General features: G+C 37.0%; 24 protein-coding genes. 17 read left to right on the plus strand and 7 right to left on the minus strand.

Annotated elements, in window-relative coordinates:
- Nucleotides 1–45 precede the first annotated feature (45 nt).
- The 4 genes from IGK53_RS01180 (at nucleotide 46) to IGK53_RS01195 (ending at nucleotide 6338) form a co-directional block, all read left to right on the plus strand.
- Nucleotides 46–1866 (plus strand): DUF3329 domain-containing protein, encoded by a 1821-nt coding sequence (locus IGK53_RS01180; RefSeq protein WP_002329696.1) that lies wholly within the window; start codon nucleotides 46–48, stop codon nucleotides 1864–1866.
- 293 nt (nucleotides 1867–2159) lie between these two features.
- Nucleotides 2160–3497, plus strand: coding sequence for a hypothetical protein (locus IGK53_RS01185; protein ID WP_002329694.1), 1338 nt, complete (start codon nucleotides 2160–2162; stop codon nucleotides 3495–3497).
- Nucleotides 3498–3544: 47 nt separating this feature from the next.
- A complete protein-coding gene (locus tag IGK53_RS01190; protein WP_430604892.1) occupies nucleotides 3545–5674 on the plus strand; it encodes a hydantoinase/oxoprolinase family protein in 2130 nt (709 codons plus the stop codon).
- Nucleotides 5649–6338 carry a hypothetical protein gene (locus IGK53_RS01195; protein WP_002329692.1) on the plus strand — a complete coding sequence of 230 codons (690 nt, stop codon included), beginning with the start codon at nucleotides 5649–5651 and terminating at the stop codon, nucleotides 6336–6338. The genes IGK53_RS01190 and IGK53_RS01195 overlap by 26 nt, the downstream gene beginning before the upstream one ends.
- A gap of 269 nt (nucleotides 6339–6607) precedes the next feature.
- On the opposite strand, the gene IGK53_RS01200 is transcribed toward IGK53_RS01195, so the two are convergent.
- From IGK53_RS01200 to IGK53_RS01215, 4 genes are all read right to left on the minus strand, one after another.
- Nucleotides 6608–7294 (minus strand): GntR family transcriptional regulator, encoded by a 687-nt coding sequence (locus tag IGK53_RS01200; protein ID WP_002312480.1) that lies wholly within the window; start codon nucleotides 7292–7294, stop codon nucleotides 6608–6610.
- 134 nt (nucleotides 7295–7428) lie between these two features.
- The gene (locus IGK53_RS01205) at nucleotides 7429–7596 is read right to left on the minus strand and encodes a hypothetical protein (protein WP_002292624.1); all 168 of its coding nucleotides are present in this window, start codon (nucleotides 7594–7596) and stop codon (nucleotides 7429–7431) included.
- Between the two features lie 77 nt (nucleotides 7597–7673).
- Nucleotides 7674–8114: an acyl-CoA thioesterase gene (locus IGK53_RS01210; RefSeq protein WP_002329691.1), complete on the minus strand. Its 441-nt coding sequence runs from the start codon at nucleotides 8112–8114 to the stop codon at nucleotides 7674–7676.
- A 3-nt stretch (nucleotides 8115–8117) separates the two neighbouring features.
- A complete protein-coding gene (locus IGK53_RS01215; protein ID WP_002329690.1) occupies nucleotides 8118–8963 on the minus strand; it encodes an NAD(P)H-hydrate dehydratase in 846 nt (281 codons plus the stop codon).
- Nucleotides 8964–9111: 148 nt separating this feature from the next.
- Between IGK53_RS01215 and pepV the strand changes: the two genes are divergently transcribed.
- Nucleotides 9112–10530 (plus strand): dipeptidase PepV, encoded by a 1419-nt coding sequence (gene pepV / locus IGK53_RS01220; RefSeq protein WP_002329689.1) that lies wholly within the window; start codon nucleotides 9112–9114, stop codon nucleotides 10528–10530.
- A gap of 55 nt (nucleotides 10531–10585) precedes the next feature.
- Here the strand turns inward: pepV and IGK53_RS01225 are convergent, their stop codons facing one another.
- Nucleotides 10586–11533 (minus strand): glycosyltransferase family 2 protein, encoded by a 948-nt coding sequence (locus IGK53_RS01225; RefSeq protein ID WP_430604895.1) that lies wholly within the window; start codon nucleotides 11531–11533, stop codon nucleotides 10586–10588.
- Nucleotides 11534–11755: 222 nt separating this feature from the next.
- Nucleotides 11756–12106: a PepSY domain-containing protein gene (locus tag IGK53_RS01230; protein ID WP_002292629.1), complete on the minus strand. Its 351-nt coding sequence runs from the start codon at nucleotides 12104–12106 to the stop codon at nucleotides 11756–11758.
- Nucleotides 12107–12305: 199 nt separating this feature from the next.
- Between IGK53_RS01230 and pepA the strand changes: the two genes are divergently transcribed.
- The 4 genes from pepA to ytpR all read left to right on the plus strand — a co-directional run bounded on the left by pepA (nucleotide 12306) and on the right by ytpR (nucleotide 15144).
- On the plus strand, nucleotides 12306–13385 hold the full coding sequence (gene pepA, locus IGK53_RS01235) for a glutamyl aminopeptidase (RefSeq protein ID WP_002294156.1): 1080 nt from the start codon (nucleotides 12306–12308) through the stop codon (nucleotides 13383–13385).
- A gap of 142 nt (nucleotides 13386–13527) precedes the next feature.
- A complete protein-coding gene (locus tag IGK53_RS01240) occupies nucleotides 13528–13848 on the plus strand; it encodes a thioredoxin family protein (RefSeq protein ID WP_002292632.1) in 321 nt (106 codons plus the stop codon).
- 21 nt (nucleotides 13849–13869) lie between these two features.
- Nucleotides 13870–14334 carry a universal stress protein gene (locus tag IGK53_RS01245; protein WP_002292633.1) on the plus strand — a complete coding sequence of 155 codons (465 nt, stop codon included), beginning with the start codon at nucleotides 13870–13872 and terminating at the stop codon, nucleotides 14332–14334.
- Between the two features lie 204 nt (nucleotides 14335–14538).
- The gene (ytpR, locus tag IGK53_RS01250; RefSeq protein WP_002292634.1) at nucleotides 14539–15144 is read left to right on the plus strand and encodes a YtpR family tRNA-binding protein; all 606 of its coding nucleotides are present in this window, start codon (nucleotides 14539–14541) and stop codon (nucleotides 15142–15144) included.
- A gap of 105 nt (nucleotides 15145–15249) precedes the next feature.
- On the opposite strand, the gene IGK53_RS01255 is transcribed toward ytpR, so the two are convergent.
- Nucleotides 15250–16539 carry a S1C family serine protease gene (locus IGK53_RS01255; RefSeq protein WP_002290101.1) on the minus strand — a complete coding sequence of 430 codons (1290 nt, stop codon included), beginning with the start codon at nucleotides 16537–16539 and terminating at the stop codon, nucleotides 15250–15252.
- A 427-nt stretch (nucleotides 16540–16966) separates the two neighbouring features.
- Between IGK53_RS01255 and rlmH the strand changes: the two genes are divergently transcribed.
- The 8 genes from rlmH (at nucleotide 16967) to IGK53_RS01295 (ending at nucleotide 25048) form a co-directional block, all read left to right on the plus strand.
- On the plus strand, nucleotides 16967–17446 hold the full coding sequence (rlmH, locus tag IGK53_RS01260) for a 23S rRNA (pseudouridine(1915)-N(3))-methyltransferase RlmH (RefSeq protein WP_002329688.1): 480 nt from the start codon (nucleotides 16967–16969) through the stop codon (nucleotides 17444–17446).
- A 151-nt stretch (nucleotides 17447–17597) separates the two neighbouring features.
- Nucleotides 17598–18767 carry an IS256 family transposase gene (locus IGK53_RS01265; RefSeq protein WP_002313998.1) on the plus strand — a complete coding sequence of 390 codons (1170 nt, stop codon included), beginning with the start codon at nucleotides 17598–17600 and terminating at the stop codon, nucleotides 18765–18767.
- A gap of 115 nt (nucleotides 18768–18882) precedes the next feature.
- Complete coding sequence (locus IGK53_RS01270; protein ID WP_002292290.1) at nucleotides 18883–19131, plus strand: GlsB/YeaQ/YmgE family stress response membrane protein; 249 nt, start codon at nucleotides 18883–18885, stop codon at nucleotides 19129–19131.
- A gap of 199 nt (nucleotides 19132–19330) precedes the next feature.
- Entirely contained in the window at nucleotides 19331–19735 is a 405-nt protein-coding gene (locus IGK53_RS01275; protein ID WP_002292291.1) for an organic hydroperoxide resistance protein, read from the plus strand.
- A gap of 132 nt (nucleotides 19736–19867) precedes the next feature.
- Nucleotides 19868–20911: a hypothetical protein gene (locus IGK53_RS01280; RefSeq protein ID WP_002292292.1), complete on the plus strand. Its 1044-nt coding sequence runs from the start codon at nucleotides 19868–19870 to the stop codon at nucleotides 20909–20911.
- 14 nt (nucleotides 20912–20925) lie between these two features.
- Nucleotides 20926–21489 carry a restriction endonuclease subunit S gene (locus IGK53_RS01285; RefSeq protein WP_002294754.1) on the plus strand — a complete coding sequence of 188 codons (564 nt, stop codon included), beginning with the start codon at nucleotides 20926–20928 and terminating at the stop codon, nucleotides 21487–21489.
- Between the two features lie 388 nt (nucleotides 21490–21877).
- Nucleotides 21878–22783: an EcsC family protein gene (locus IGK53_RS01290; protein WP_002329687.1), complete on the plus strand. Its 906-nt coding sequence runs from the start codon at nucleotides 21878–21880 to the stop codon at nucleotides 22781–22783.
- Between the two features lie 438 nt (nucleotides 22784–23221).
- Nucleotides 23222–25048 (plus strand): GmrSD restriction endonuclease domain-containing protein, encoded by a 1827-nt coding sequence (locus tag IGK53_RS01295; RefSeq protein ID WP_226087101.1) that lies wholly within the window; start codon nucleotides 23222–23224, stop codon nucleotides 25046–25048.
- The last annotated feature ends 322 nt before the right edge of the window (nucleotides 25049–25370 follow it).

The raw sequence follows: 25370 nt of genomic DNA on the forward strand, positions 1-25370 counted from the left end.
TTAGCTAACTTTTCTTAAACAAAATATAACGAAAGAGGGAAAAAAGTGAATTGGTTAAAAGAAAATATAGACAAGAATAAAAGAATAGCCATGTTGTTATGTACTTATTTAATAATGGTTGTATTAAATTTTTTAACACCTTTAATTGCTGATGATATTGAATACATGTATAAAACTACGGATTTTTCAACTATACTACAAGACGAATATCATCAGTATATGACGTGGACTGGAAGATCCGTGGTGCATATCATCGCTCGTGTGTTTTTATTGATGCCTAAAATGGTTTTCAATTTAGTCAATCCATTAATTTATGTGTTGTTAACCATTTTGATTTACAAGATAACGACAAAAGATAAAACAGAGTTTCATGCTTTTAAATATTTGATGATAAATGTCGTTATATGGCTATTCATTCCCACATTTGGACAGACGATTTTGTGGGAAACAGGCGCTGCAAATTATATATGGGGTGGAATAATTATAACTAGCGTTCTGTTTATTTACCACCGTTATTGTTATGCCGATAGATTACTCCCTTTTAAATCAGTAGGAAACCTTATAATTATGGCAATTTTAGGTGTCGCCGCAGGTTGGTGTAATGAGAACACATCTGGAGGTGCTGTTTTAATTATTTTAGGTTATATCTATATAACTTACTGTAAGAAAAAGCCATTACAATTATGGATGTTCTCAGGCTTGGTTGGTACTATTTTTGGGTTGTTTATGATGGCATCAGCTCCAGGAAATGCGATTAGAGCAACTTACTTTGAACGTAGTACATGGTCTTTACCTCATAAATTGTTTTCAGGAATTGTAGATATTACCCAAACTCTACAAGAAAATGGATTACAGTTATTTATTTTATGTGCAATATTACTGTCATTGGGAATAATTTTTGATCACAGAAAAGAGTGGTTACGTCTATCTTATATTTATATAATAGCGGGATTGGCAACTATTTATGTATTAGCAATATCACCTGCAGGTCTTGGATGGGGGCGTTCTTTTTTTGGCGGAGTATTATATATTCTTATTGCAATGATGATAGAATGGCCCGATAAAATTGAAAAAAATGCGCCAAAGATTGTTTACAGTGTGATCAGCTCTATTTTGCTAGTCCAATTTCTATTTTCGTTTGCCTTAGGATCCATTGATATTGCACGTTCATATCGTAATATTGAAGAACAATACGATTACTTGAAAGCTCAAAAGCAACAAGGTAATTTGAATCCTGTTGTAAGTGAATTTCATTCGTATAATAATACGAGTTATCCTGCCTATTCCAACGCACTTTCGCATATAAAAGGGGATGTTGATGCGCAAGTAAACAGAGCTAACGCAAAGTATTTTGATTTACAAAGTGTCCGTTCTATATCTGAAGAGGACTGGAAAAATATCTATAAAAACGGCGATTCTAAACTGATGAATATATGGAATGCTCAGGATTATCTAAAAAAACTAGCGGACTCTGAAAATCCACTCATTGTTGCTGGATTTGGTGATGTCACACAGATAAATGAAACGTTGATAAATGACATGATAAAATTTTTCCCTAGCTTAGATCCAGAGATTTTTAAACAACACTGGAACTTTTCAGGAATGATTCTAGATAAAAAAGAAGCAATTTTATCACAAAAACAAAATTACAATATTTTCAGTAAAGATGTGGCTAGAAAAGAAATTACTGTTCGAACTAGCTATACGCCTTACGAAGATCAGCAGTTTGGATATATTAACATTGACGGGATAGCAATTTCACGGAATAAACCTGGAATCAATATAGTTGTTCTATCTAAGGATGGAAAGATCTTGGATTCTGTAAACATTGGCATAGTTAATGAAGAAGCGACTTTATTAAGATAAGGTTACTGAGACATCTTTTCATAAGTTTATTTCCTTTTGAACACCGTTTATTCGGAAAAGGGGGACTGTGACACAACTGTTGTCACAGCCCCCCTTTTTTTTGTTTCCAATTCTTCACCATATAAAACGGGATAACAGCGTATAAGACTAAAATAGCATAATTAAGGTTTTTTAATTGAAATCCGAACATTTATGGTCATCCTCTAATGAAAGCGCTAACTGCATAAGTTAGAATGAACTTGACTGATATATTAGTTTGTTTATTAGAAAAACAAAATGGACGGAGGAATAACATGAGTGATATTATTATTGGTATTTTGTTAGTTATCTCATTCTTTTTCATGGTTTGGTACTGTGTAAAGGGCTACAACTTGATGGTCGGTTTTGCCATCATGGCGACTGTATGGATGGGATTAGCGCTAGTCGGAAACACGTTTTCGCCGAACCCGGCGATGGAAGGACAAGGAGTAATTGATGTATTGACGCATATCTATACGACTGGACCTGCTGAGTACGCCAAATCGATTTTGGTAAATGTCTTCTTTGGTGCCTTTTTCGGGCGTGTTCTAGTAGATAGCGGGATAGCAGCCACACTGATTCGTAAAGTAGTCGAACTTGGAGGGGACAAACCAAGAATCACGATGAGTTTGCTGTGTGTTGTAACCGCTGTTATATTCATGTCGATGACAGGAATTGGACCAGTGATTTCTATCGCAGTCATTGTTTTACCGATCTTGATGTCTTTAGGAATCTCAGTACCAGTTGCGCTGTTCTCATTTATGGGCTCGATCATGGCTGGAATCTTTGCTAATATCGTCAACTTCAAACAGTATCAAACGATTTACGCTGGTTTCAACCCAGCAGCTGAAAGCTACACTTATAATGACTATTTCCAAATCGGTATGATTGGGATGGTTGTAAGTTTAGTTGTTGTACTAACGGTGGCTAATATATCAATGAATAAAAAGAAACGCTATGCAATGGCAGCAAACGTACCGGCTGAAGGCGGCGACGCACCAATGATCTCATGGTTAGCCGTATTATTACCAGTTTTAGGGGTCGTTTTGTTAGATCTTCCAATCATCTTAGGTTTTATTCTAGCAGGTATTTGGGCATTGCTGTTTACTGGAAAATTGCGCGGAGGTTATAAAGAAATCTGTCGTCAATTTGCGAAATTATTTACAGATGGCGCAGTCGATGTCGCACCAATGGTCGGTTTCTTGATGACCTTAGCGATGTTCAATAACTCAGCTGCGTACGCTTCTCCTTATTTTTCAGCTATTTTCGGAGATTTGATACCGCAATCACCATTAGTCTTAGCAATCGTATTTGCTATATTGACACCATTAGGATTTTTCCGCGGTCCAATGAATCTAGTCGGTTCAGGATCAGCTATTTTAGCTGTTGTATTAGCTGTGAACCCAACAATGTCGCCAGCCTTTTTGTTCCCATTGTTTGCAATCACAACGATTGCCCCTCAGCATTTAGATATTACACAATCTTGGGTCGCTTGGGGATTAGGATATACAAAAGTAACGTCTCGAGAATACATGAAGAAATCCATCCCAACTGGTTGGATCATCGGTGCGATCTTATGTTTGATTACATTCTTCTTGTACGGGAACGCCTAGTAAACAAAACGTCGATAGAAATGATTAGATGAATGGAGGAAAAGAAAATGAAACGTTTTGTGCGAATGGGAATTGATGTCGGTGGTACGCATACGAAAGCAGTGGCAATCGATAATGCGACACATGAAATCATCGGAAAGTCTTCAGTGAAAACGACCCACGACGATGTTCGTGGGGTGGCTGCAGGAGTCGTTCAATCTTTTCAAAATTGTTTGCGGGAAAATAATATTAGTCCAGAAGACGTTGTTTTTGTTGCACATTCTACTACGCAAGCGACGAATGCGCTGATTGAAGGGGACGTAGCAAAAGTCGGTGTAATCGGTATGGCAAAAGGTGGATTAGAAGGTTTTTTAGCAAAACGCCAAACTAGATTGAACGATATCGATTTAGGGAATAAGAAAAAAATAGAAATTGTCAATGCATTCTTACCTGTCAAACACTTAAATGTAGACCGTGTTTCAGAAACGATTTCTTCTCTAGAAAGGGAAAGAGCGGAAGTCTTGGTTTCTTCTATGGCATTTGGAGTAGATAATCGGGAACCAGAACGGGTCGTTTATGAAGCAGCATCGGTAAAATCGATCCCTACAACGATGGCTTCTGACATCACAAAATTATATGGATTGACAAGAAGAACTCGGACAGCAGCGATCAATGCGTCTATTTTACCAAAAATGTTAGATACGGCAACATCGACAGAAGACTCTGTACGAGAAGCAGGGGTCAATGTCTCTTTGATGATCATGCGCGGAGACGGCGGAGTAATGGAAATCAATGAAATGAAAAAACGACCTGTTTTAACCATGCTTTCCGGTCCAGCAGCATCAGTCATGGGCTCTTTGATGTACTTGAGAGCGTCTAATGGGGTTTATTTTGAAGTAGGCGGAACAACAACCAATATCGGGGTCATTAAAAATGGACGTCCAGCAATCGATTATTCAATTGTAGGTGGCCACCCAACATATATCTCTTCATTAGATGTTCGGGTTCTAGGTGTGGCAGGCGGTTCGATGGTACGGGCTAATCAGTCAGGAATCATCGATGTCGGTCCACGTTCTGCACATATTGCCGGTCTAGATTATGTAGTATTTACGGAGACAGAAAAAATCAAAGGTCCTAAGGTTGAATTTTTCTCTCCTAAAGAAGGAGACCCTGCTGATTACGTCAAGGTAGTGATGGAAGACGGAGAAGAAGTGACTATTACAAATACATGTACAGCCAATGTCCTTGGATTAGTGCAAGAAGAACATTTTTCTTATGGAAATGTCCCATCTGCACGAAAAGCCATACAGGCATTAGCAGACTATTGTCATACGACGGTTGAAGACATCGCAGAGCAGATCATGGAAAAATCCTATGCTAAGATTGAACCAGTGATTTTAGAATTGGCAGACAAGTATCACTTGGAGAAAGATCAGATTTCTCTTGTAGGTGTAGGGGGCGGCGCTGCCTCTTTGATTACTTACTTCAGCAATAAAATGGGTGTGAAATATTCTATCCCTGAAAATGCTGAAGTGATCTCTTCTATTGGTGTAGCACTTGCAATGGTCCGAGATGTTGTAGAACGTATCATTCCTTCACCAAGTAAAGAAGATATCCGATCATTGAAAAATGAAGCGATGAATAAGGCGATTGAATCAGGTGCTACACCAGAATCGATCGAAGTCCACGTAGAAATCGATCCACAGACTTCAAAAGTAACGGCTATCGCTACTGGTTCTACGGAAGTGAAAGCAACCGATCTAACCAAGGAAATCACAACAGAAGAAGCACTAGAGCTTGCTGCAGAGGATATGCGATTAAATAAAAATGAAGTTTGCTTATTGGAAAATACACCTTTCTTTTATGTATGCGGCGAACAGAATCGTTCAAAAAATGCTGGAAGTCTTCGGATCATCGATCAAAAAGGATTTATCAAGGTCCAACGTGGACATGCTTCATGTATGAAAACAACTGCAGCCAATTATATGGCAGCAGTCGAACAACTTTGGGAAGATATGGCAGTTTATCAAACTGAGTTGATCGCCCGACCAGAATTTTATCTCTGTTTAGGAGCAAGAGTCTCTGATTTTACAGCGACGGATCTGGAACAACTACAGCTTTTGATGGATCTGGAAGTATCTACTATGGAACCAGAGGAAGAAGTGATCGTCGTTGCCGGAAACATCAAACAAACATAAGTTAGAAGAGTTACTAAACAAATTACAACAGATCCCCGAAGAAATTTGGGGATTCTATCAGTTTCAGCGAGATTTGTTTTGGAAAAAGATCCCTTTGTCCAAGCAGAAAATCCTCATACAACAATCAATCGATTGTGGTATCGAAACGGCATGTAGCATCAAAAAAAAGTACCCTTTTGCCGATGTAGGAGAAATTTGTGAACAAATGGCTATTCCAATCGTTCCCTGTGAATCAGAGCAAATAAACGAACGAATCACTTTTGCAACTTATGCAGAAGATGAAGGGATCCGATTGATGACGGAGCCGTTAGAAAAATTAAAATGTTCAGGACTTACTTCGATCTCTAAAGAAACAGCGCAAGCTTTGATTATTGGACATGAACTATTTCACCACATCGAAGCTTCTGTTAAGGGAATTTATACGCAAAATGAAAAAATTGTGCTATGGCGGCTGCCTTTTTATACACACCAATCAAACATTCGTGCATTGAGCGAGATAGCAGCGATGAGTTTTTCAAAAGAGATGAATCAAAGCTGTTTTTCGCCTTATGTATTAGAGGCAGTCTTGCTTTGGCCATATAATGAAACGCATAGCCAAGGGATTTTAGAAGAAATAAAAGAAATAGAAAAAAGATGTGCGGAGTATGATTTTGCTCACAAATAAAGAGGTTGTGACAGAAGTGGTCAGCTTCAAGAAATAAGAAGGAATTTACGAAAATGGCTTCTTAAATTTTTATGACATTTCGGCTTATTTCAAAGAAGCTACTTCTGGAACACTGTGTATAAGAGGTTGTGAAAAAGCTGCCCTGCATCAAGTCATAAGAACAGCCAAACAAAAATAGCTCCTCATATTTTGCCGTTTTTTGAGCTAATACGAGGAGTTGGCAGGAGAACACTGAAAGGGACTGTGACACGATTTTTGTCACAGTCCCTTTATTTGATGGGTCTTTCCTGAATATCTTCAAAATAATCGGGGTAATTATGAATTACGTATTCTTGCTCTTCGATAATCATATGTAAATGCATCGTACAAAGAAACCCGACTTCATCAAAGTTATGATCAATCATTGATTGAAGCATTGTCTGATGTTCATCTAATACTCGACCCCAATCTAATTCTGAAATCGTCAAACGTAACCATCTGAAACGGTTCAAGTGCGTACTATAACTTTCCAGCCAGTCCCAAATCTCTCGTTTTCCAGCAATTTCATAACAAGTTCGGTGGAAATCAGTATCCAAATCAAAAAAAGCTTTTTTATTTTGAGCGATCACTGCCTGATCGGTTTGTTCTAATATTTTTTCTAGTTTAGCTTGATCTTGCGCTGTCATTTTCGCACTACATTCTTGCAGGATCGGTTTTTCCAGCTTTTCCCGCGTATAACGGGCTAATGAAGCAGATCGGATATCGATTTTTGAAACATAGGTGCCGGACTGTGGAATGGTTTTTACAAGTTCCTGATTACGAAGTTGGATCAGTGCTTCCCGAATCGGTGTGCGTCCGATAGCTAGTTGTTCTTCTAACACTTTATCGGAGATTTTACTTCCAGGTGCTAACTCGGAATAAATAATCTGTTTACGAATAGATTCATAAGCTTGCTGCTGCAAATTATTGATACCCATTAAAACTTCCTTTCTGTGTAAGTATAATCTATTATAACATAAATCGCTTACAAAACGTGTGGATGCAAAGACGTATTCTTGAAAAAAAGCCCTGATAGGCATGCCTATTAGAGCCTCGAAAAGAAAATACTGAATCAATCTGGTCGTACCTCTTGGATCGGTTTGACACGACCGCCGATTCTTTTAGCAAAAGCTTCGGATTCTTTTTTGTCTTTGAAAATGAGCAGATTGTCTAAGTTTTTTTCCCGAGTGCGGCAGCCAGTTTTATCGATGTAACCGTGCATTACTTTAACGACATACATGGGGATCACCTGCTTTTTTCTTTTCATTATACGAACTACTCGACACAATACAAGAAAAATGCTTAGACGGTTTTTTATTAAGAAATAGCATTATCCAGAGAAGCGTACGCTTGGAATAACTGATCCAGCTCCGGATTGACTTTGCTCAGCTTCACTAAACGTTGCGAATCAGAAAGTAAGAAACAGTGTTTACTGCTACCAATAGTTTTTAATTTTTTGTCTTCAGTTCCCACAATTTCGTAGCTAAAATCTAAACGTGTCCCCGTATATTTTTGGATAGTTGGATGGATGCTCACTTCTTCTCCGTAATGGATCATTTCTTTATAGCTGCAATTTACTTCCAGAACGGGGATAATGATCCCAGATTCTTCGATTTTTTTATAGGGAAACCCTAGATGTACCAATAAGGCTACCCGAGCCTCTTCAAACCAGCGGATATAATTGCTGTGATGAATAATCCCCATTTGATCTGTTTCATAATAAAAAGGTTCTCGTACATAACCTGTAAATTTCTCCATGATTCATGCCTCGTTTTCCATTGATTTTTTACAAAAATAATTCATCCACTTCGGAAGTGCTTCGCTGATCTGTGTCGGCAAAACGACATATTGTTCTTTTGCTAGCTGGTCTCCGATGAAACTATGAAGATAAACAGCTGCCGCAATCGTTTGGTCATTTTGAGGGAATTGGGCGAAGAATCCTGTGATCATTCCTGCTAAAGTGTCCCCCATGCCGCCTGTTGCCATAGCAGCTGAACCTAAAGGATTGGTGTAGAAGTGTTGGTGACCATAAATTTTTGTCTCATGACTTTTCAAAACGACCGCAGCACCGATTTCCTGTTGCTTCTTTTTGTTTTCTTCATCTCGCTGTTCTTTTATCGGTAGAGCACTCAACCGTTGCCACTCCATTTGATGAGGTGTAAGTACTGTTTGTTCGGGATAGGGTAGCGAAAGATGGTTAGCAGCCAGTAAACTTAAAGCAGAGCCATCAATCACCAGCCATTGTTCTTTTGATTGGTTTTCTAGTACTTGTTTGAAACGTTCCAAACTCTTGGAAGAAGTACCCAATCCGGGACCAATCAAGAGTACATTTGCTTGCTTTATCACGGAAAGAAACTGGTCAGTATCCGTCCAATCTACGATCATTGCTTCTGGCAGATGACTGTGAAGGGCACTCCGATTTTTTTCATCAGTTACTACTGTCGTGAGACCTGCTCCACTGTGTACGGCAGCTAAAGCACTCATGATGATTGCTCCGCCGTATTGTTCATTGCCGCCAATCAAAACGACACGTCCAAATGTTCCTTTATGTGAAATTTTTGGACGAGGTGTGATGACTATTTTCACTAGTTGTTTGTCTATCAGCATCAAAAAACCTCCTTTTACTCATTATAACGTATATTTTTTTTAGAGAAAAACAGATAAGAAAAGGAATTGTCAGATTTTTTGAACTATTTTTTTCTGTAATTTGTGGTATCATGAACACGAAGACTTAAATAAGTGGAGGATTAACTTTATGACAATTGATTGGCAAAAAGAAGTAGAAGCACGTAAAGAAGACTTGCTTGAAGACTTGAAAAATCTTTTACGTGTCAACAGCGAGCGAGACGACTCAAAAGTAACACCAGATGCACCATTTGGACCTGGACCTCGCGACGCATTGAAACATATGTTAGCTTATGGTGAACGTGATGGATTTAAAGTAAAAAATGTCGATAACTATGCAGGGCATATTGATCTTGGCGAAGGAGACGAAACACTAGGGATATTTGGACACATGGATGTCGTTCCTGCAGGAGATGGCTGGGACACAGATCCTTATGAACCAGTAATCAAGGATGGAAAGATCTTTGCACGCGGATCAAGTGATGACAAAGGTCCAAGTATGGCAGCTTACTATGCGATGAAAATCATTAAAGAACTTGACTTGAAACTATCGAAAAAAGTGCGTTTCGTAGTCGGTAGTGATGAAGAAAGCGGCTGGGGCGATATGGCTTATTATTTCGAACATGAAGAAGAACCAGATTTTGGTTTCTCGCCAGATGCTGAATTTCCAATCATCAATGGTGAAAAAGGAAATGTTTCTTTAGCTTTACGATTCAAAGGCGACAATGCAGGAGATTATGTATTGAAATCTTTTGTTTCCGGACTTCGCGAAAACATGGTGCCAGGAACAGCAACTGCAGCACTTCAAGTACCAAGTGCAGATACAGCTATCGCGATGGAAGAAGCATTTTACCAATTCATCGAAGCCAATCCAGTAAGCGGAACGATTGAAGCAGACAATACGTATGTAAAAATCGAATTAGTTGGTAAAGGTGCACATGGTGCAAGCCCACAATCTGGCATCAATGCAGGTTCTTTCTTGGCATTGTTCTTAGATAACTATGAATTCTTAGGATCTGCTAAACAATTTATCCATGTAGCAGCTGCTTATGTCCATGAAGATTTCTATGGAGAAAAACTAGGAGTCGCTTATGAAGATGAAAAAATGGGCAAATTGACAATGAATGCTGGACTGTTTGCTTTTGAAGAGAATGGTACAGAGGAAGCGAACTTCATCAATATGAATTTCCGTTTTCCAAAAGGTGTAACAGTAGACGGATTGCAAAGTGACATCGAACAAACAGTGGGCCAAGAAGGCGCAACAGTTACTCGAGGTGCTCGCGTAATGGAACCACATTACGTACCAATGGATGATCCATTGGTGGCTACATTATTGCAAGTCTATGAAGACCACACTGGAGAAAAAGGCTACGAACAAATCATCGGTGGCGGAACTTACGGACGTTTGTTGAAACGTGGCGTTGCTTATGGAGCGATGTTCCCAGGATATACTGATACAATGCACCAAGCAAACGAATTTATGAGTCTTGATGACTTGTTCAGAGCAACAGCAATCTATGCAGATGCTATCTACCGTTTGGCGAAATAATTAATTAAAAAAGGATCAAGAATTGCAAATTATCTTTGCAGCCTTGATCCTTTTTTTACTTTCTACTATGGTATTCATGATACACATGATATAGATTCAGCTCGTACTCTTTCTTTGCGTTCGTGACGACCGTATCCAAAATCAGTCCTGTTACTAATGAAAGAAGGGCTAAAGTCATCAATCCAGTACTTAAAATCGCAGAAGGGATGCGTGTAATGAAGCTTGTCAACATATATTCACGAATCACAGGAATCCCCGTGACCAATCCAAATATAAAGAAGAAGATGGTCCAGATCCCAAAGAAAAGCAAAGGTTTATAATCTTTGCACATTTTGATGATCATCATGATCACTTTGAATCCGTCAGAGAATGTATTCAATTTTGATTCGCTGCCTTCTGGTCGGTCCCGATATTCGATTGGGATCTCAACGAACTTGAATTTTTTATCTAGAGCATGGATCGTCAATTCTGTTTCGATTTGAAAACCAGAACTCATAATAGGAAAGCTTTTGACAAAAATTCGATTGAATCCTCGATAGCCGGTCATGACATCAAGAATTTTTGTTTTATACATTCTAGTAATTGTATTTCTAACAAGGTTATTTCCAAAATCATGGAAAGGACGCTTATTCTCATCAAAGTAGGTTCCATTTGATAGACGATCGCCAATGACCATATCTGCTTCGCCAGAACGTAATTTCTCAAGCAAACCATGTACAGCTTCGGCGGGATAAGTGTCATCGCCATCTACCATCAAATAATAATCGGCATCAATATCAAAGAACATTTGACGGATCACATTCCCTTTTCCTTGACGTGGTTCTTTCTTTACGATTGCTCCACCTTGAACGGCCAATTCGTATGTTCGATCGGTCGAATTATTATCATAGACATAAATATCTGCTTCTGGTAATTCTCGTTTAAAGTCTGCAATGACTGTTGAAATTGTTGCTTCCTCATTGTAACAAGGAATCAGAACAGCAATTTTTTCTTGTTGTTCCATTTTTCACTCTCCTTAACTATAGAAAACAAAAGCTGAATTAAAAATACCTCATAATCAAAGTAAATGCTAGTTTTTCCCGCTAAATATCATTTATTTAAAAAGAAAATACTGGAATATGTGTTTAAAAAGACCTGTCTAAAAAACCACCCACTATAAAAGAAGGATAGGAGACCTCTCTTTTAGATAGTGGGTGCGTATTCGTTATTTCATTTTTTTGACGTATTAATCTATTGCGCCCTTTTTTCTTGAAATGTCTAATACGGTTCCTGTATGAGCATCTGCTAAAAATTCATAATAAACAGTTTCGCCATCTTCTATCCGAGAAAGCCCACCTCGATAAGCACTCGACCGAACGGCGAATTTTCGAATAGGTTCTTTTTCAAAAGAGATCCAAGAACCTTCGATTGCGCCTTCTTTTAAAAAAGATGTTTTGATATTTTCAAGCACTTGGTCTGCTGACAATACTTTTTTGCGATGATACCAAATCGTTGAAGCTACCCCGCTCAATAATCCTAGACCGATCCCAACGGCTAACCCGCCTTTAAAATAGCTTAATTCGCTTTCTTCATACATGTGGATATACCTCCTTCTTCTCACTTGCTACTCCTTGTGCTTATTTTACCACACTCTCATATTTTCTTTGAAATAAATAACCGCTACCAGAAAAAATAAGCTATAATAAATACGATCGGTCTGCAGAAAAAATCATATTTTATCCGCAGATCAATATAAGTCTGAGAGGAGTTTAGTCTGAAATTTAGACGAATAGCATATGGAAGAAAAAACATTTCAACGAATCAAAGAGTTAACAGAATTACAAGGAACAAGCGGTTTTGAACAAGACGTTCGCGCCTATATGGAAAGTCATATGGAACCGCTGGTAGATGAGTTACAATTAGATGGTTTGGGCGGCATTTTTGGGCTGCGCCACCATGAAGAAGCGGATGCACCTCGTGTAATGGTCGCAGCACATATGGATGAAGTCGGATTCATGCTGACACAAATCCAAGAAAACGGGCTTTTCAAAGTCGTACCTCTAGGCGGCTGGAACCCTTACGTTGTTTCTGCTCAACGTTTTACACTTAAAACCTCTACTGGTAAGAATTATCCATGTATTTCTTCTTCCGTTCCCCCACATTTATTGCGAGGAACAAGCGGACAAAAATCAGTAGAAGTAACAGATATTTTGTTCGATGCTGGGTTTGAATCAAGAGAAGAGGCAATGAGTTACGGTGTCCTTCCAGGAGACACAATTGTGCCTTATGCTGAAACGATCAAAACAGCCAACGGAAAGAATATCATCAGCAAATCGTGGGACAACCGCTATGGCTGTACAATGGTATTAGAAGCTTTAGAAGCGTTACAAAATGAAACATTAGGTCATACATTGATTGCAGGCGCGAATGTCCAAGAAGAAGTAGGCTTACGTGGTTCTAAAGCTTCTGTCAATAAATTCAAGCCAGATCTGTTCTTTGCAGTAGACTGCTCTGCAGCAGATGACACAGTGACGAAAAATGGCACATTCGGACATTTAGGAGAAGGTACATTGATGCGTATCCAAGATCCAGGTTTGATCATGCTTCCTCGTTTGCGTGAGTACTTGCTGGATATTGCTGAAACAAACAATATCCCTTATCAATACTTTGTTTCAAAAGGCGGTACAGATGCAGGTGCTGCTCATACACAAAATGAAGGAATCCCAAGTACAGTGATTGGCGTAGTGGGACGTTATATCCATACGCATCAAACGATGTTCAGTATTCGCGATTTTGAAGCTGCACGAGAAATGTTGATTCAAACACTGAAAGGTTTGGATAAATCAACAGTGAACACGATCGTATACGGAAAATAACGCGATAGTAAAACTATAAAATCTGGCAAAAGCAACCTTTTGTCAGATTTTTTTTATAAAAAGAGGATCAATGTTTGTTAGTTCGTAAGAAAGGTGTATAATTTAATTGAAAAATACATAAAGAGAAAGTAGAGGAAAAAGAATGATTATCCCAAATAGTTTAGAAGAATTAGCAGGCTACGTAGAAACTGGAAAGAGTGTATTTTTCTTTACTGCCGGCTGGTGCGGAGACTGCCGTTTTATCAAACCGCAAATGCCTGAAATCGAAAATGACTTTTCTGATTGGCAATTTATTGAAGTAGACCGTGACAAGTACATAGATGTAGCCGCTGAATGGAACATTTTTGGTATCCCAAGTTTTGTCGTGATCCAAGACGGAAAAGAATTAGGTCGTCTAGTGAATAAAGATCGTAAAACAAAACAGGAAATCGAATCGTTCCTAGAAAGTGTAATAAAAGGCTGACATCTGTTAGGAGGGGTCAAGATGAATCAAGAATATAAGAACATTTTAGTAGGTATCGACGGTAGTGAACAAGCACTTGCTGCTTTCAAAAAAGCGGTAGAAGTGGCTCGCCGTAATAATGGGAAAGTATATGTAGCAAACGTAATCGATCAGCAATTTTATAACTTTATGGGCTATGCTCCTATTGATCAAAATCTAGTCGATCAGCAAACTGAAACAGCCAAGCAAATGATCGAAGAATGTAAAGAATATGGGAAATCTGTTGATTACACAAATATAGAAGGAATTATTGCCTACGGCTCTGTTCGTGAATCCATGGCAGTCAAATTGCCAAAAAAATATGCAATCGATCTAATCATGGTTGGGCAGTCTGGACTAAATGCAGTCGAACGCTTTATGACAGGAAGTGTAGCCAGCTACGTTATACGTCATTCACCTTGTGATGTCTTGATCGTTTCTGACGAAGAAGAACAGCCAAGTAATTAAGCAAGTGGAACTTGTATAATCTTTTTAATCAATTCACTAAAACAGTAAAGGGACTGTGACAAAAGTCTTGTCACAGTCCCTTGTTACGAATAAATGGTGTTCCAGAAGAAGCTTCTTCGGAAATAAAGCATGAAAAAAATCTCATGCAGTGAATGCAATTTTTTGTTAAGATAAATCTCAGCAAAGGATAATGGAGGAAAGAACATGATTTTTGCTTATAACAAAGCACACGTCGGAGACACTTTGATGGTTATCATAGCCGACGATAAAGGAACAGAAAACACTGTTGAACGTAAATGGAATGTTGCTCGGATCAAAGATGAACAAGGTCAAGTTGTTGCTTGGAACTTTTTCCATATCTCCGATCATCTAACAATCGAAGGGAACGGCCAAGTAAGCTTAACAGATGAAGAATTAGCGAAATTGAATCGATTGATCAAAGAAGCAGGATTCGAAGAACAGCTTGAAGCTGATCGTGAACCGAAGATCGTTGTCGGATATGTAAAAACATGCGTCCCGCATCCTGACTCTGATCATTTATCGATTACTGAGACAGAAGTAGACAATGGGACAGTATTACAAATCGTTTGCGGTGCACCAAATATCGAAGCTGGACAAAAAGTTGTCGTTGCAAAACCAGGAGCCATGATGCCGGATGGCATGATGATTTGGCCAGGAACTTTGCGAGGGGTAGACAGCTATGGAATGATCTGTTCCGCTCGTGAATTGCATTTGCCAAATGCTCCAGAAAAAAAAGGAATCTTAGTATTGCCTGAGGATGCCGTAGTCGGAGAAGCATTTCCAAAATAAAGAGGTTGTGAGCCTGCCGTTTCACTCTGAGTCGCAAGAAGTTGGCAGAAGAACACCATTTAAAAAAGAGGTTGTGACAAGTCTTTGTCACAACCTCTTTTTTTATTAATTTTCACTATTTTGATTTTGTTTTAATGCCGATTGATCGATCGTCAATTCAACAGTAGTTGTTTTTTCTTTCGAGCCTTCATAGTAAGTGATTTTGACAGAATCTCCCACTTTTTTCTTATACAAAGCAGATTGAAGTTCTACGCCAGAAGAAACTTCTTTGTCATCGATCTTAGTAATGACATCATATTGTTTCAATCCAGCTTTTTCAGCCGGTGTAGCTGTTTGGACATTTGTCACGATGACACCGTTAGTTACAGATGAAGGAATCTTCAAGATTTGTTCTTGTTGCTGAGTAGAAACGGCAGATAAGTCGACCATTGTGATACCTAGAGCTGGACGTGTCACTTTTCCGTCTTTTTCCAGTTGATTGATGATATTCACTACATCGTTACTTGGAATAGCAAATCCCATTCCTTCTACGCTTACATTAGAAGTCGATTCAGAAGTACTTGCGATCTTACTTGAGTTGATACCGATAACTTGTCCTTCGATATTCACTAAAGGACCACCAGAATTTCCCGGGTTGATCGCTGCATCTGTTTGGATCGCATTGATATTGACTGTTTCGTTCGATTCATTCGTACTTGTTACTTGTCGATTCAAAGAAGAAATGATTCCTGAAGTGACAGAATTCGCATATTCAGATCCTAATGGGGAACCAATCGCAATCGCAGGTTCACCAACCTTTAGAGCGCTTGAGTCACCAAAAGAGGCAACCGTTTCGACTTTATCTGAATTGATCTTCAACACCGCTAAATCTGAATAAGCATCTGTTCCAACTAATTCAGCTTTTACTTTCGTCCCGTCTTTCATCATGACTTCCAAACCTTGCTGTCCATCTACTACGTGGTTGTTTGTGACTACATAAGCAGTATTCCCGTCTTTTTTGTAGATCACGCCGCTTCCTTCACTATAAGCTTCCAAATTACTATCATCTGAGCTGCTACTTTCTTCTTGCTGCCCGAATAATCCGCCAAAACCGCTTGATTGATTTTGACTTTGTAAGTTGATAACAGAAACGACAGCGTCTTGAACTTTATCTACCGCTTTGGTGATATCAGAATCTACATTGACTTTGACATTTTCGACAACTGTTTCACCGGCTGAATTTTGATTGCCGCTTGTAGCAGTAGAACTATTGTTGCCAGTGCCCATCGCTGCATAAAAAATGCCAGCTGTCAGTAGTCCTCCAACGATCCCTCCAACAAGCCCCAGACCCAACTTACGCCAGAGGCTATTATTTTTATTTTTTTTCATCTTTGGTGTCACATTTTTTCTATCCATGTGTTCCTCCTCCAATTACATTCATTTATCTACTTTTAGTATAGTCTTATTTGTTGACTTTAGTCTACTTTGAGACTGTGAACTTTTTATGAAAAACTTTAGGAAAAATCATTGTTTTCAGATGAAAATATTTGATTTTCTTTTTCCACAGATACTGTGTAAAACTACGCGGATAGAATTGGAAAAATAAGGGATAAAACATATCCACAGCCTGTGCATAAAGTGGATAAATTCTTATAAAACGTATGTTTGCCTAATAAATGTGATGAAATAAGGTAAAATAACACTGTTTTCTGTGGATAAACCTGTGGATGTTGTGCATAACTGTTGGGGAAATCTTTTTAACAAAAATAGCCAAAATAAACATATAGATGAAAAAATTGATTATAATAAACAAAGTGAGCGTGAAGATCAAAGGAGAGAAAACATGAATATCAAAATTATTTCAGTAGGAAAATTAAAAGAAAAATACTTGATCCAAGGTATCAATGAGTATGTCAAACGGCTGAATGCCTATGCAAAAATCAAATTGATCGAAGTTCCTGACGAAAAAGCCCCGGAGAATTTGAGCGAAGCGCAAATGAGACAAGTAAAAGAAAAAGAAGGAGAACGGATCTTAGCGAAAATCAAAGAACAAGAATACGTCTATGCCTTAGCAATTGAAGGGAAAAATCCCACAAGCGAATCTTTTGCTAAACAAATCGACCAATTAGGTATCCAAGGAAAAAGCCACCTTGTTTTTGTTATCGGCGGCTCTTTAGGACTCAGCGAAGCCGTCATGAAAAGAAGCAATGCTCAGATCTCTTTTGGCAAAATGACGTATCCACATCAATTGATGCGTCTGATCCTCGTCGAGCAAATCTACCGTGCCTTCCGGATCAACGCGGGGGCTCCGTATCATAAATAATGATATTTTTTTAAAATATAATGATGTATAACATATAAATTGTAATTTTCATAATTTGAGAGTGTAAAATATTTTGTGTAAATAGAAAAAAGGAAGTCCCTTCTATAGAATAGAGTTACCACAACACATTCACAGAAAAGAGGACTTCCATATGAACGATTTTACTACAGAAATTATGGAAACACTAATCAATAAAGGTGATTTAGATGAATTATTTCGATGTCATTTAGAATTAGCTGTTAATTCATTATTGCAGGCTGAATTAACAGCTTTTCTTGATTATGAAAAATATGATCGTGCTGGGTTCAATTCAGGTAATTCCCGTAATGGGAATTATTCACGTTCATTCAGAACAGAGTATGGAGAATTAAATTTGGTGATTCCTAGAGATAGAAATGGTAAGTTTTCTCAACAAACTTTACCTGCTTATAAAAGAACCAATGACTCTTTAGAAACCACTATTATTCAGCTATTTCAAAAAGGAATTACTATGTCTGAAATCTCTGAATTGATTGAAAAAATGTACGGGCATCACTATACGCCACAAACCATTTCAAATATGACTAAAATAGTTTCTGAAGATATTATTGCCTTTAAAGAAAGGTCCTTAGAATCCAGATACTCTGTCATTTTTATGGATGCTACTCACATTCCTTTAAAAAGACAAACTGTTTCAAAAGAAGCAGTTTATATTGTAATTGGCATTCGATTAGATGGAACCAAAGAGGTTCTTGGGTTTAGTCTTGCTCCAACTGAATCTGCTTATGTTTGGAAAGAGATTCTTCAAGACCTAAAAGACCGTGGTTTAAAAGAGGTTTTATTAGTCGTAACTGATGGTTTAAGTGGCATTAACGATAGTATTCATAGTGTTTATCCAAATGCTCAATTTCAACAATGTTGTGTCCATATATCTAGAAATATCGCTCATAAGGTTCGTGTTAGTGATCGACAAGAAATCTGTAGCGATTTCAAATTAGTTTATCAAGCAAGTTCAAAAGAAGAAGCAAATAATCAAATAAGGTTTATGATAGATAAATGGAAAAAGCAGTATCCACGAGTGGTTAAATTGCTCATGAATCCTGCTATATTAACCTTTTATAATTTCCCTCCGTCAATCAGAAGAACTATTTATTCAACTAATTTGATTGAAGGTTTTAACAAACAATTAAAGAAATATACCAAAAGAAAAGAGCAATTTCCTAATGAAGAATCTCTGGAGAGATTTCTAGTATCTCAATTCAACAACTATAATCAAAAGTTTCTATGCCGAGTTCATAAAGGTTTTAAAGAAATACATGATACATTAGAATCAATGTTTTAACTTGATCAACAGAATGGGCTTTTCCATTTACACATAATTCTTGACGCAACCTTAAGAAGAAGCGTAACATAATATGTGTAATAAATATTTCACAGAAAGAAAGAAAGAGAAAATTATGCATTGGTTATGGGTATTAATCGTAGGAGCTATTATCGGTTTGATTGCCGGAGCAATTACAAATAAAGGTGGATCAATGGGATGGATCGCTAACATCGTTGCAGGTTTAGTTGGTTCAGCAATTGGACAAGCATTATTAGGTAGCTGGGGTCCTCAATTAGCAGGAATGGCTTTGATTCCTTCTATCATTGGTGCGATCATCGTTGTTGCTGTAGTATCATTTTTCTTGGGACGTTCAAGAGGTTAATCGTCAAATATATCAGCAATTTTACCTATTATCTTAAGGAGCAGCTTTTCGCTGCTTCTTTTTTTGTATAGATAAACTGCTTCTATCACTGATCATCGATGTTGTCTAACTGATGTCGCCGAATGCAAGCATTACCTTTGTCAGATTAAAAAATACTCGTTACACTTAATATAGAACGACGAAAGAAAGGATGATCTCAATGAAAAAAATGTACGAAACAGCAATGATCAATCGTGGAGGCCGTGATGGCGAGGTTGAGGCACCAAACGGAAGTATGCACATGAAGATCGACCGCCCAGGAATCCATAGTGAAGGGACAAATCCGGAACAACTTTTTGCGGCTGGATACGCATCTTGCTTCAACGGCGCGGTTCAACACATGCTGGAAGAAAATAATCTTGAGTCTGATTCTGAAGTCAAAGCACGGGTATCTTTATTTCAATTAGAAGATGGGGGCTACCAAATCGGGGTTGTTTTAGAAGTTTCTTTGCCAGGACTTGAGAAGGACCAAGCAGAGAAAATCGCAGAAGAAGCCCACGCATTTTGCCCATACTCTAAAGCAACAAGAGGCAATATTGATGTGGAAGTGACTATAGTAGAATAAGGGATTCTTAATGTTACTATAAATGAGATTATGAAAGATCCTATAAAGAAACGCTAGTAAAAGAAACATGTAGTTACGGTAATTAATAGCGGTATATGTACGATTGATCGAATAGAACAAGGAGGCAAAAAAATGACACAGCGGGTAGCAATAATGATTTTAGTGTTGCTGGTCATTGGCCTCCTTGTTTACTATGTCCTAAAGTTTAAGCATTGGAAGCAGCAACGGATACATCAGGATATTGAAAAAAAGTTAAAACGGTATCCTATTGTTCAAGCAGCTTGGGAAAAGGCTGAAGCAAAACAATATAACATTCCTGGATTAACAGAAACAAGAATGGTGGTGCCGGAAACCGGCGAAAATGAGGTTTGTCAATGGATGACGCCGCAAGGGTTGGCTTTTTCTCAAGATTTTGTGTTTATTTCTGCCTACTGCTATGACCATCAGCATCATTCTATTATTCATGTACTGGATAGAGAAACAGGACAGCCGATCAAACTGCTGATTTTACCTAAACGGCCACATGTAGGGGGCTTAGTATATGATACAAAACGGGAACTTTTATGGTTGACAATCACAGGATCTGCTACTGGACGAGTAGCCGCTTTACGTTTGATCGATATCTTAGCAGATACATCTGAAGAGACGGGACAGCCAATCGCTTATTGGTTGACAACTGATCTCTCAGAGATTCCACAAGCATCGTATTTGACTCAAAACAATGATCAACTGGTATCTGGCAACTTCACACTAAAAGGTGAAGGACAGTTGACTTTCTATCTATTGCCGACGATAGCTGAAATGAAAACAGCAATTCGCCGCAAAGACAAAATCCAACCAACCGTGACAATGAGCAGAAAAACATCTGATAAGATTCAAGGTGTGGCTTTTTATGGCCATTATCTCTTAGCCAGTCGTTCTTATGGTCCTTATACCTCGGAACTCTTAGTGTCCGAGCGGGACTCTCCTAGCCGGATCCTAAAACGAATCAAATTTCCACCGTATTTGGAACAAATCGTTGTTGTAGAAGATCGTCTAGCAGTATTGTTTGAAAGTGGCGCCGCAGCGTATCGCGAGAAAGCCAATCCTGTGTTAGCCAATGTTTTATTACTAGACTTAGCAACGTTGCTTCATGCAAATAAGCGTCCCAAAAAGATTGCTGCAACTAAAAAATAGTCGGACAACTCAAGATGATCACTGTTGTTCATAAAGAACGACAAGAAAAATCATCTAGCGATGTTCGACTATGGGTTTATTTAGGAAGTATTTCTACTAAGATTCAATATGGCTATACAGATTCGGCGAAAAAACAAGGCAATGTTAAGTTTTTGAGAATCACAGATATACAAGAGGGACGTGTAAATTGGTCCAGTGTGCCTTACTGTGATATTAGTAATTCTAAACTAGTTGATTTAAGATTGGAAGAAAATGACATTTTGATAGCAAGGACAGGAGGAACTATGGGAAAAAGTTTCTTGGTTAAGGAAATAAGTGAGGAATCTGTTTTTGCTTCTTACTTGATTCGAATTAGGTTAGTTGAGAAATTATTATCAGAATACGTAGACTGCTTCTTAGACTCGCCATTATATTGGAAGTTATTAGAAAAAATTTCTTACGGAACTGGGCAACCAAATGTAAATGGTACAAATTTATCTAAACTACTTATACCATTACCACCTTTAGAAGAACAACAACGCATGACTACTAAAATAGAAATGATAAGAAGATCTATTCGTAGAATCAATTTTGAGTAAATATAACGGACCTAGCATCCATTTTATACCAGATGATGCTAGGTCTATTATTTATATTTTATGGAATTTAATTGATTTGTTCTAGTGTTTTAATATTATTACGACAGTAAAAAAATAGTTTGATTCTTCTAACATGAATGACCATCTAGAAGTGGAAATGTATAAAAGATTTATTTTATGAAGTTTTCCTAATATCATTCACTCATGATACGCAGCGCCGTATCATAAATAATGATATTTTTTAAGAGAAAAAATGATTAATGAGATAAGTTCATATTTTCATAAATTTATTTGAGACAAAGGTATATAATATTTTTATTGGAAATAGAGATATTATATACAAAGATATGTTTATGTAACTGTTTATAAATGAGAGGAAGGAATAAATTTGGAAAATAATGAAAGTTTGGCATTAAGAGTAGTAAATGAATCGCTGAAATTACCTGTCGTAAAAGTGAATCGTTCAGAATTTTTAGTGAAAGTATTTGGTGACAAGGTAGAAGATATCAATCAATTGATTGAAGAGGGACCACAAGCATTTTTATCTATAGAGGACCTAGATCGAGCTGCGAATAATCGAATCTATTCTATCGTTGCTCAGTCTAGTACATTGTCATTTGCTACAGGATTACCCGGAGGATTAGCTATGGCAGCAACAATACCAGCAGATATCACACAGTTTTACGGCTATTCTTTAAAATTGGCACAAGAAATTTCTTATATCTATGGGTATGAAGATATTTGGAATCAACAAGGAGAATTGACTGAAGAAGCTAAGGAAACGCTAATCTTGTACTTAGGGATCATGTTAGGTGTATCAACTGCTAGCTCTGCTGTTAGGGTATTATCAGGAAAACTTTCTGTACAGGCTTTGAAAAAGATCCCACAAAAAGCATTAACAAAAACGATCTATTATCCAGTGATAAAGAAAGTACTTGCAGTATTTGGAACAAAACTAACAAAAGCAACATTTGCAAAAGGAGTTTCCAAAGTGGTGCCTGTTGTAGGTGGTGTAGTATCAGGAGGATTGAACTATTTTTCAATGAAACCGATGGCTACAAAATTAAAAAACGAATTGAGAAAAGGTATCAATTATTCTGAAGAAAATTTGAAGCAAGATTTGAAAATTTTAAACGTTGAAGACATCATCATCGATGAATCTAATTTATTGGAAAGTAGCATGAAAGGTGAAAATATCATCGAACAGATAGAAAAGGCACATGATTTGTTGAAACAAAAAATTATTACTGAAGAAGAATTTATATCAATTAAACAAAACATACTTTCGAAATAATTAACTAATTACATGTCATAGAAAAGTACTTAGCACTCAATAAAAATCAGAAAATAAGAGATACATTTTTAATTTCTTAGTTATAGAAGTAATAGATCATATTCGAGAAGCCGACTCATCTATATCAGATGGGTCGGCTATTTTTAATGGCAAAGGATAGGAAAATTCATGTTTCAAAGAACAACGTTAGGTCACAAAGTGAGTAACGGATTTTTACTGAATTAAAAAACTAAATCGTACCTTTATTGAGAACAACCTTTGATTCTAAACATAAAGAGATATTACAGATTACAATAAAATTCACGTCTGCTGTGGTAAAACAAGTGAATAAGCAATATCAAAATTAAGACTAGATGCTTTTTTCGAGTAAATAATTTTTAGAAAATGTCTTCCTTTTTATCTGTTCTGATATAATGTTAAATGAGACTATAAGGAAAAATGATAATTATTTTAGAAAGCGAGTTGCTAATGTTGGATAAATATACTGTAACCAATATAAAAGTAGGAAATTTACTCAGTGATGCACAAGTGGGAAATATTGCCATCCCTGAAATTCAAAGACCTTTTGTTTGGAAAAGAGCTAAAGTAAGGGATTTGATTGATTCATTATATAAAAATTACCCTGTTGGTTATATTATTACTTGGAAATCTCCAGACATTAAAATAAAAGATGGAAAGACATCAAATGGACGTTTAATTTTAATTGATGGACAGCAAAGAATTACTGCGCTGTCTACTGCATTGAATAAAATTGAAGTGGTTAATGATAAATACAGAAAAGAAAGAATTATCATTTCATTTAATCCGTTGACTGAAGAGTTCAAGGTTCGAGATAGAGGGACAGAAAAAGGAAAAGAGTGGATAACTGATATAGCAGATGCAATGGATGCTGGTAGAAAATATATTAACAATTATTTAAAATTAAATGAAATCACTGACGATGATGAATGTGATCAAATTAGTGATAGGATTGAAAAGCTAAAACAGATAAAAAATTCTGACGTTGGCAATATTACTTTGGATGCCAGCCTTCCAATTGATATTGTAACAGAGATATTTATACGTATTAACGATGCAGGAGTGAAGCTTTCTCAGGCAGACTTTACCATGAGTAAAATTGCTATTTATGAAAAAAATAGTGGTGATGAATACGGAATGTATTTACGTAAATACATTGATTATTTTTGTGAATTAGCAGCTTCTCCAGAAAATTCTTCTCAGATTGAAACTAATGATTCAAATTTTGTAGAATCTAGATACTGGGACAAAATCAAATGGGTAGTTAACGACGAAAATGAAGTATATAATCCCACATATAATGATATATTACGTGTCATTTCACTTGTTGAATTTAATCGAGGAAAGCTAGGGGAGTTAGTTTCATTACTTTCCGGACGTGATTTTAAAGAGAAAGATTATAAGCAGAAAATTGCTGATGATTCATTTGATAAGTTGGAAAAAGGTATTGAAAAGTATACTAAAAAAGCAAACTTTGAACACTTTGTGCAAGATATTTTATGGAACCTTGGATATAAAGAACCGGGGCTTGCTATTGCTCAAAATGCAATAAATTATGCGTATGCTATGTATTTGCGTAACAAAGATCTAGGCGTCGAGGATTCAAAATTAAAGAGTTTGATCAGACGTTTATTAATTATTAGTCTCTTAACTTCAAGACATAGTGGCAGTTTTGAAAGTCAATGGACAGCAGATTTTCAAAGAATGGAATCTGCTAATTCTTTGGAAGAATTTGTCACAACATTAGAAAGACAAAACCTCACGGATGTATTCTGGAATGATACAGTACCAAGCAGATTTGATAATGCTAACGTCAATAGTTTGTTTTGGACTCTATATACATTGGCACAAAAGTATTTAGGAAATCAAGGTTTTCTAACATCCACTTTAGTTCGAGATATGAAAACTGCTCAAGTTCACCACATCTATCCAAAATCTTATTTACGAAAGAATGGTTTTTCAAGTAAAAACATGTACAATAAGTTAGCTAATTATGTTTACCTTCATGATCAAGTGAATAATAAAGTGAATGACTATGCTCCAGAAGTTTATATGAATGAAGTGATGAAATATACTGGAACTTATGGGAATGAAATGAAAGGACTGGAGGAACTGAAGAGAAATCTTGAAGATAATGCTATACCAGAATTAGTTAAAAGTGGAAATAGCAGTAACTATTTATTATTTTTAAAAGAACGTGCTGTGATGATGTCATTGAAAATAAAAGAATATTATGAAAAATTATAATCTTGTGAAAAAAGGGGTCAAGATTAATGAATTATAATAAAGGTTTGTAAATTAATAATAGAAACTCGCATAAGAGTTAGTTAGAAGTTTAGTATAATAGAACTCTCCGAATATCATCACTCATGATACCCAGCTCCGTATCATAAATAAATGATATTTTTGTAATGAGTTCGGGCATGCTCTCTACTTACTAGTAGGTCAAGTGATTGATCATTAAATAGTAGAAATAGCATGTCTAAGGAGACATTCCACAAAATCATTAACATACATTAAATAAATTGAGCTGTTGCATAATAGACATAAGGAAATGTTCTTTTCTATA

This window comes from Enterococcus sp. DIV1224 (assembly GCF_050555455.1).
GTDB lineage: Bacteria > Bacillota > Bacilli > Lactobacillales > Enterococcaceae > Enterococcus_B > Enterococcus_B lactis.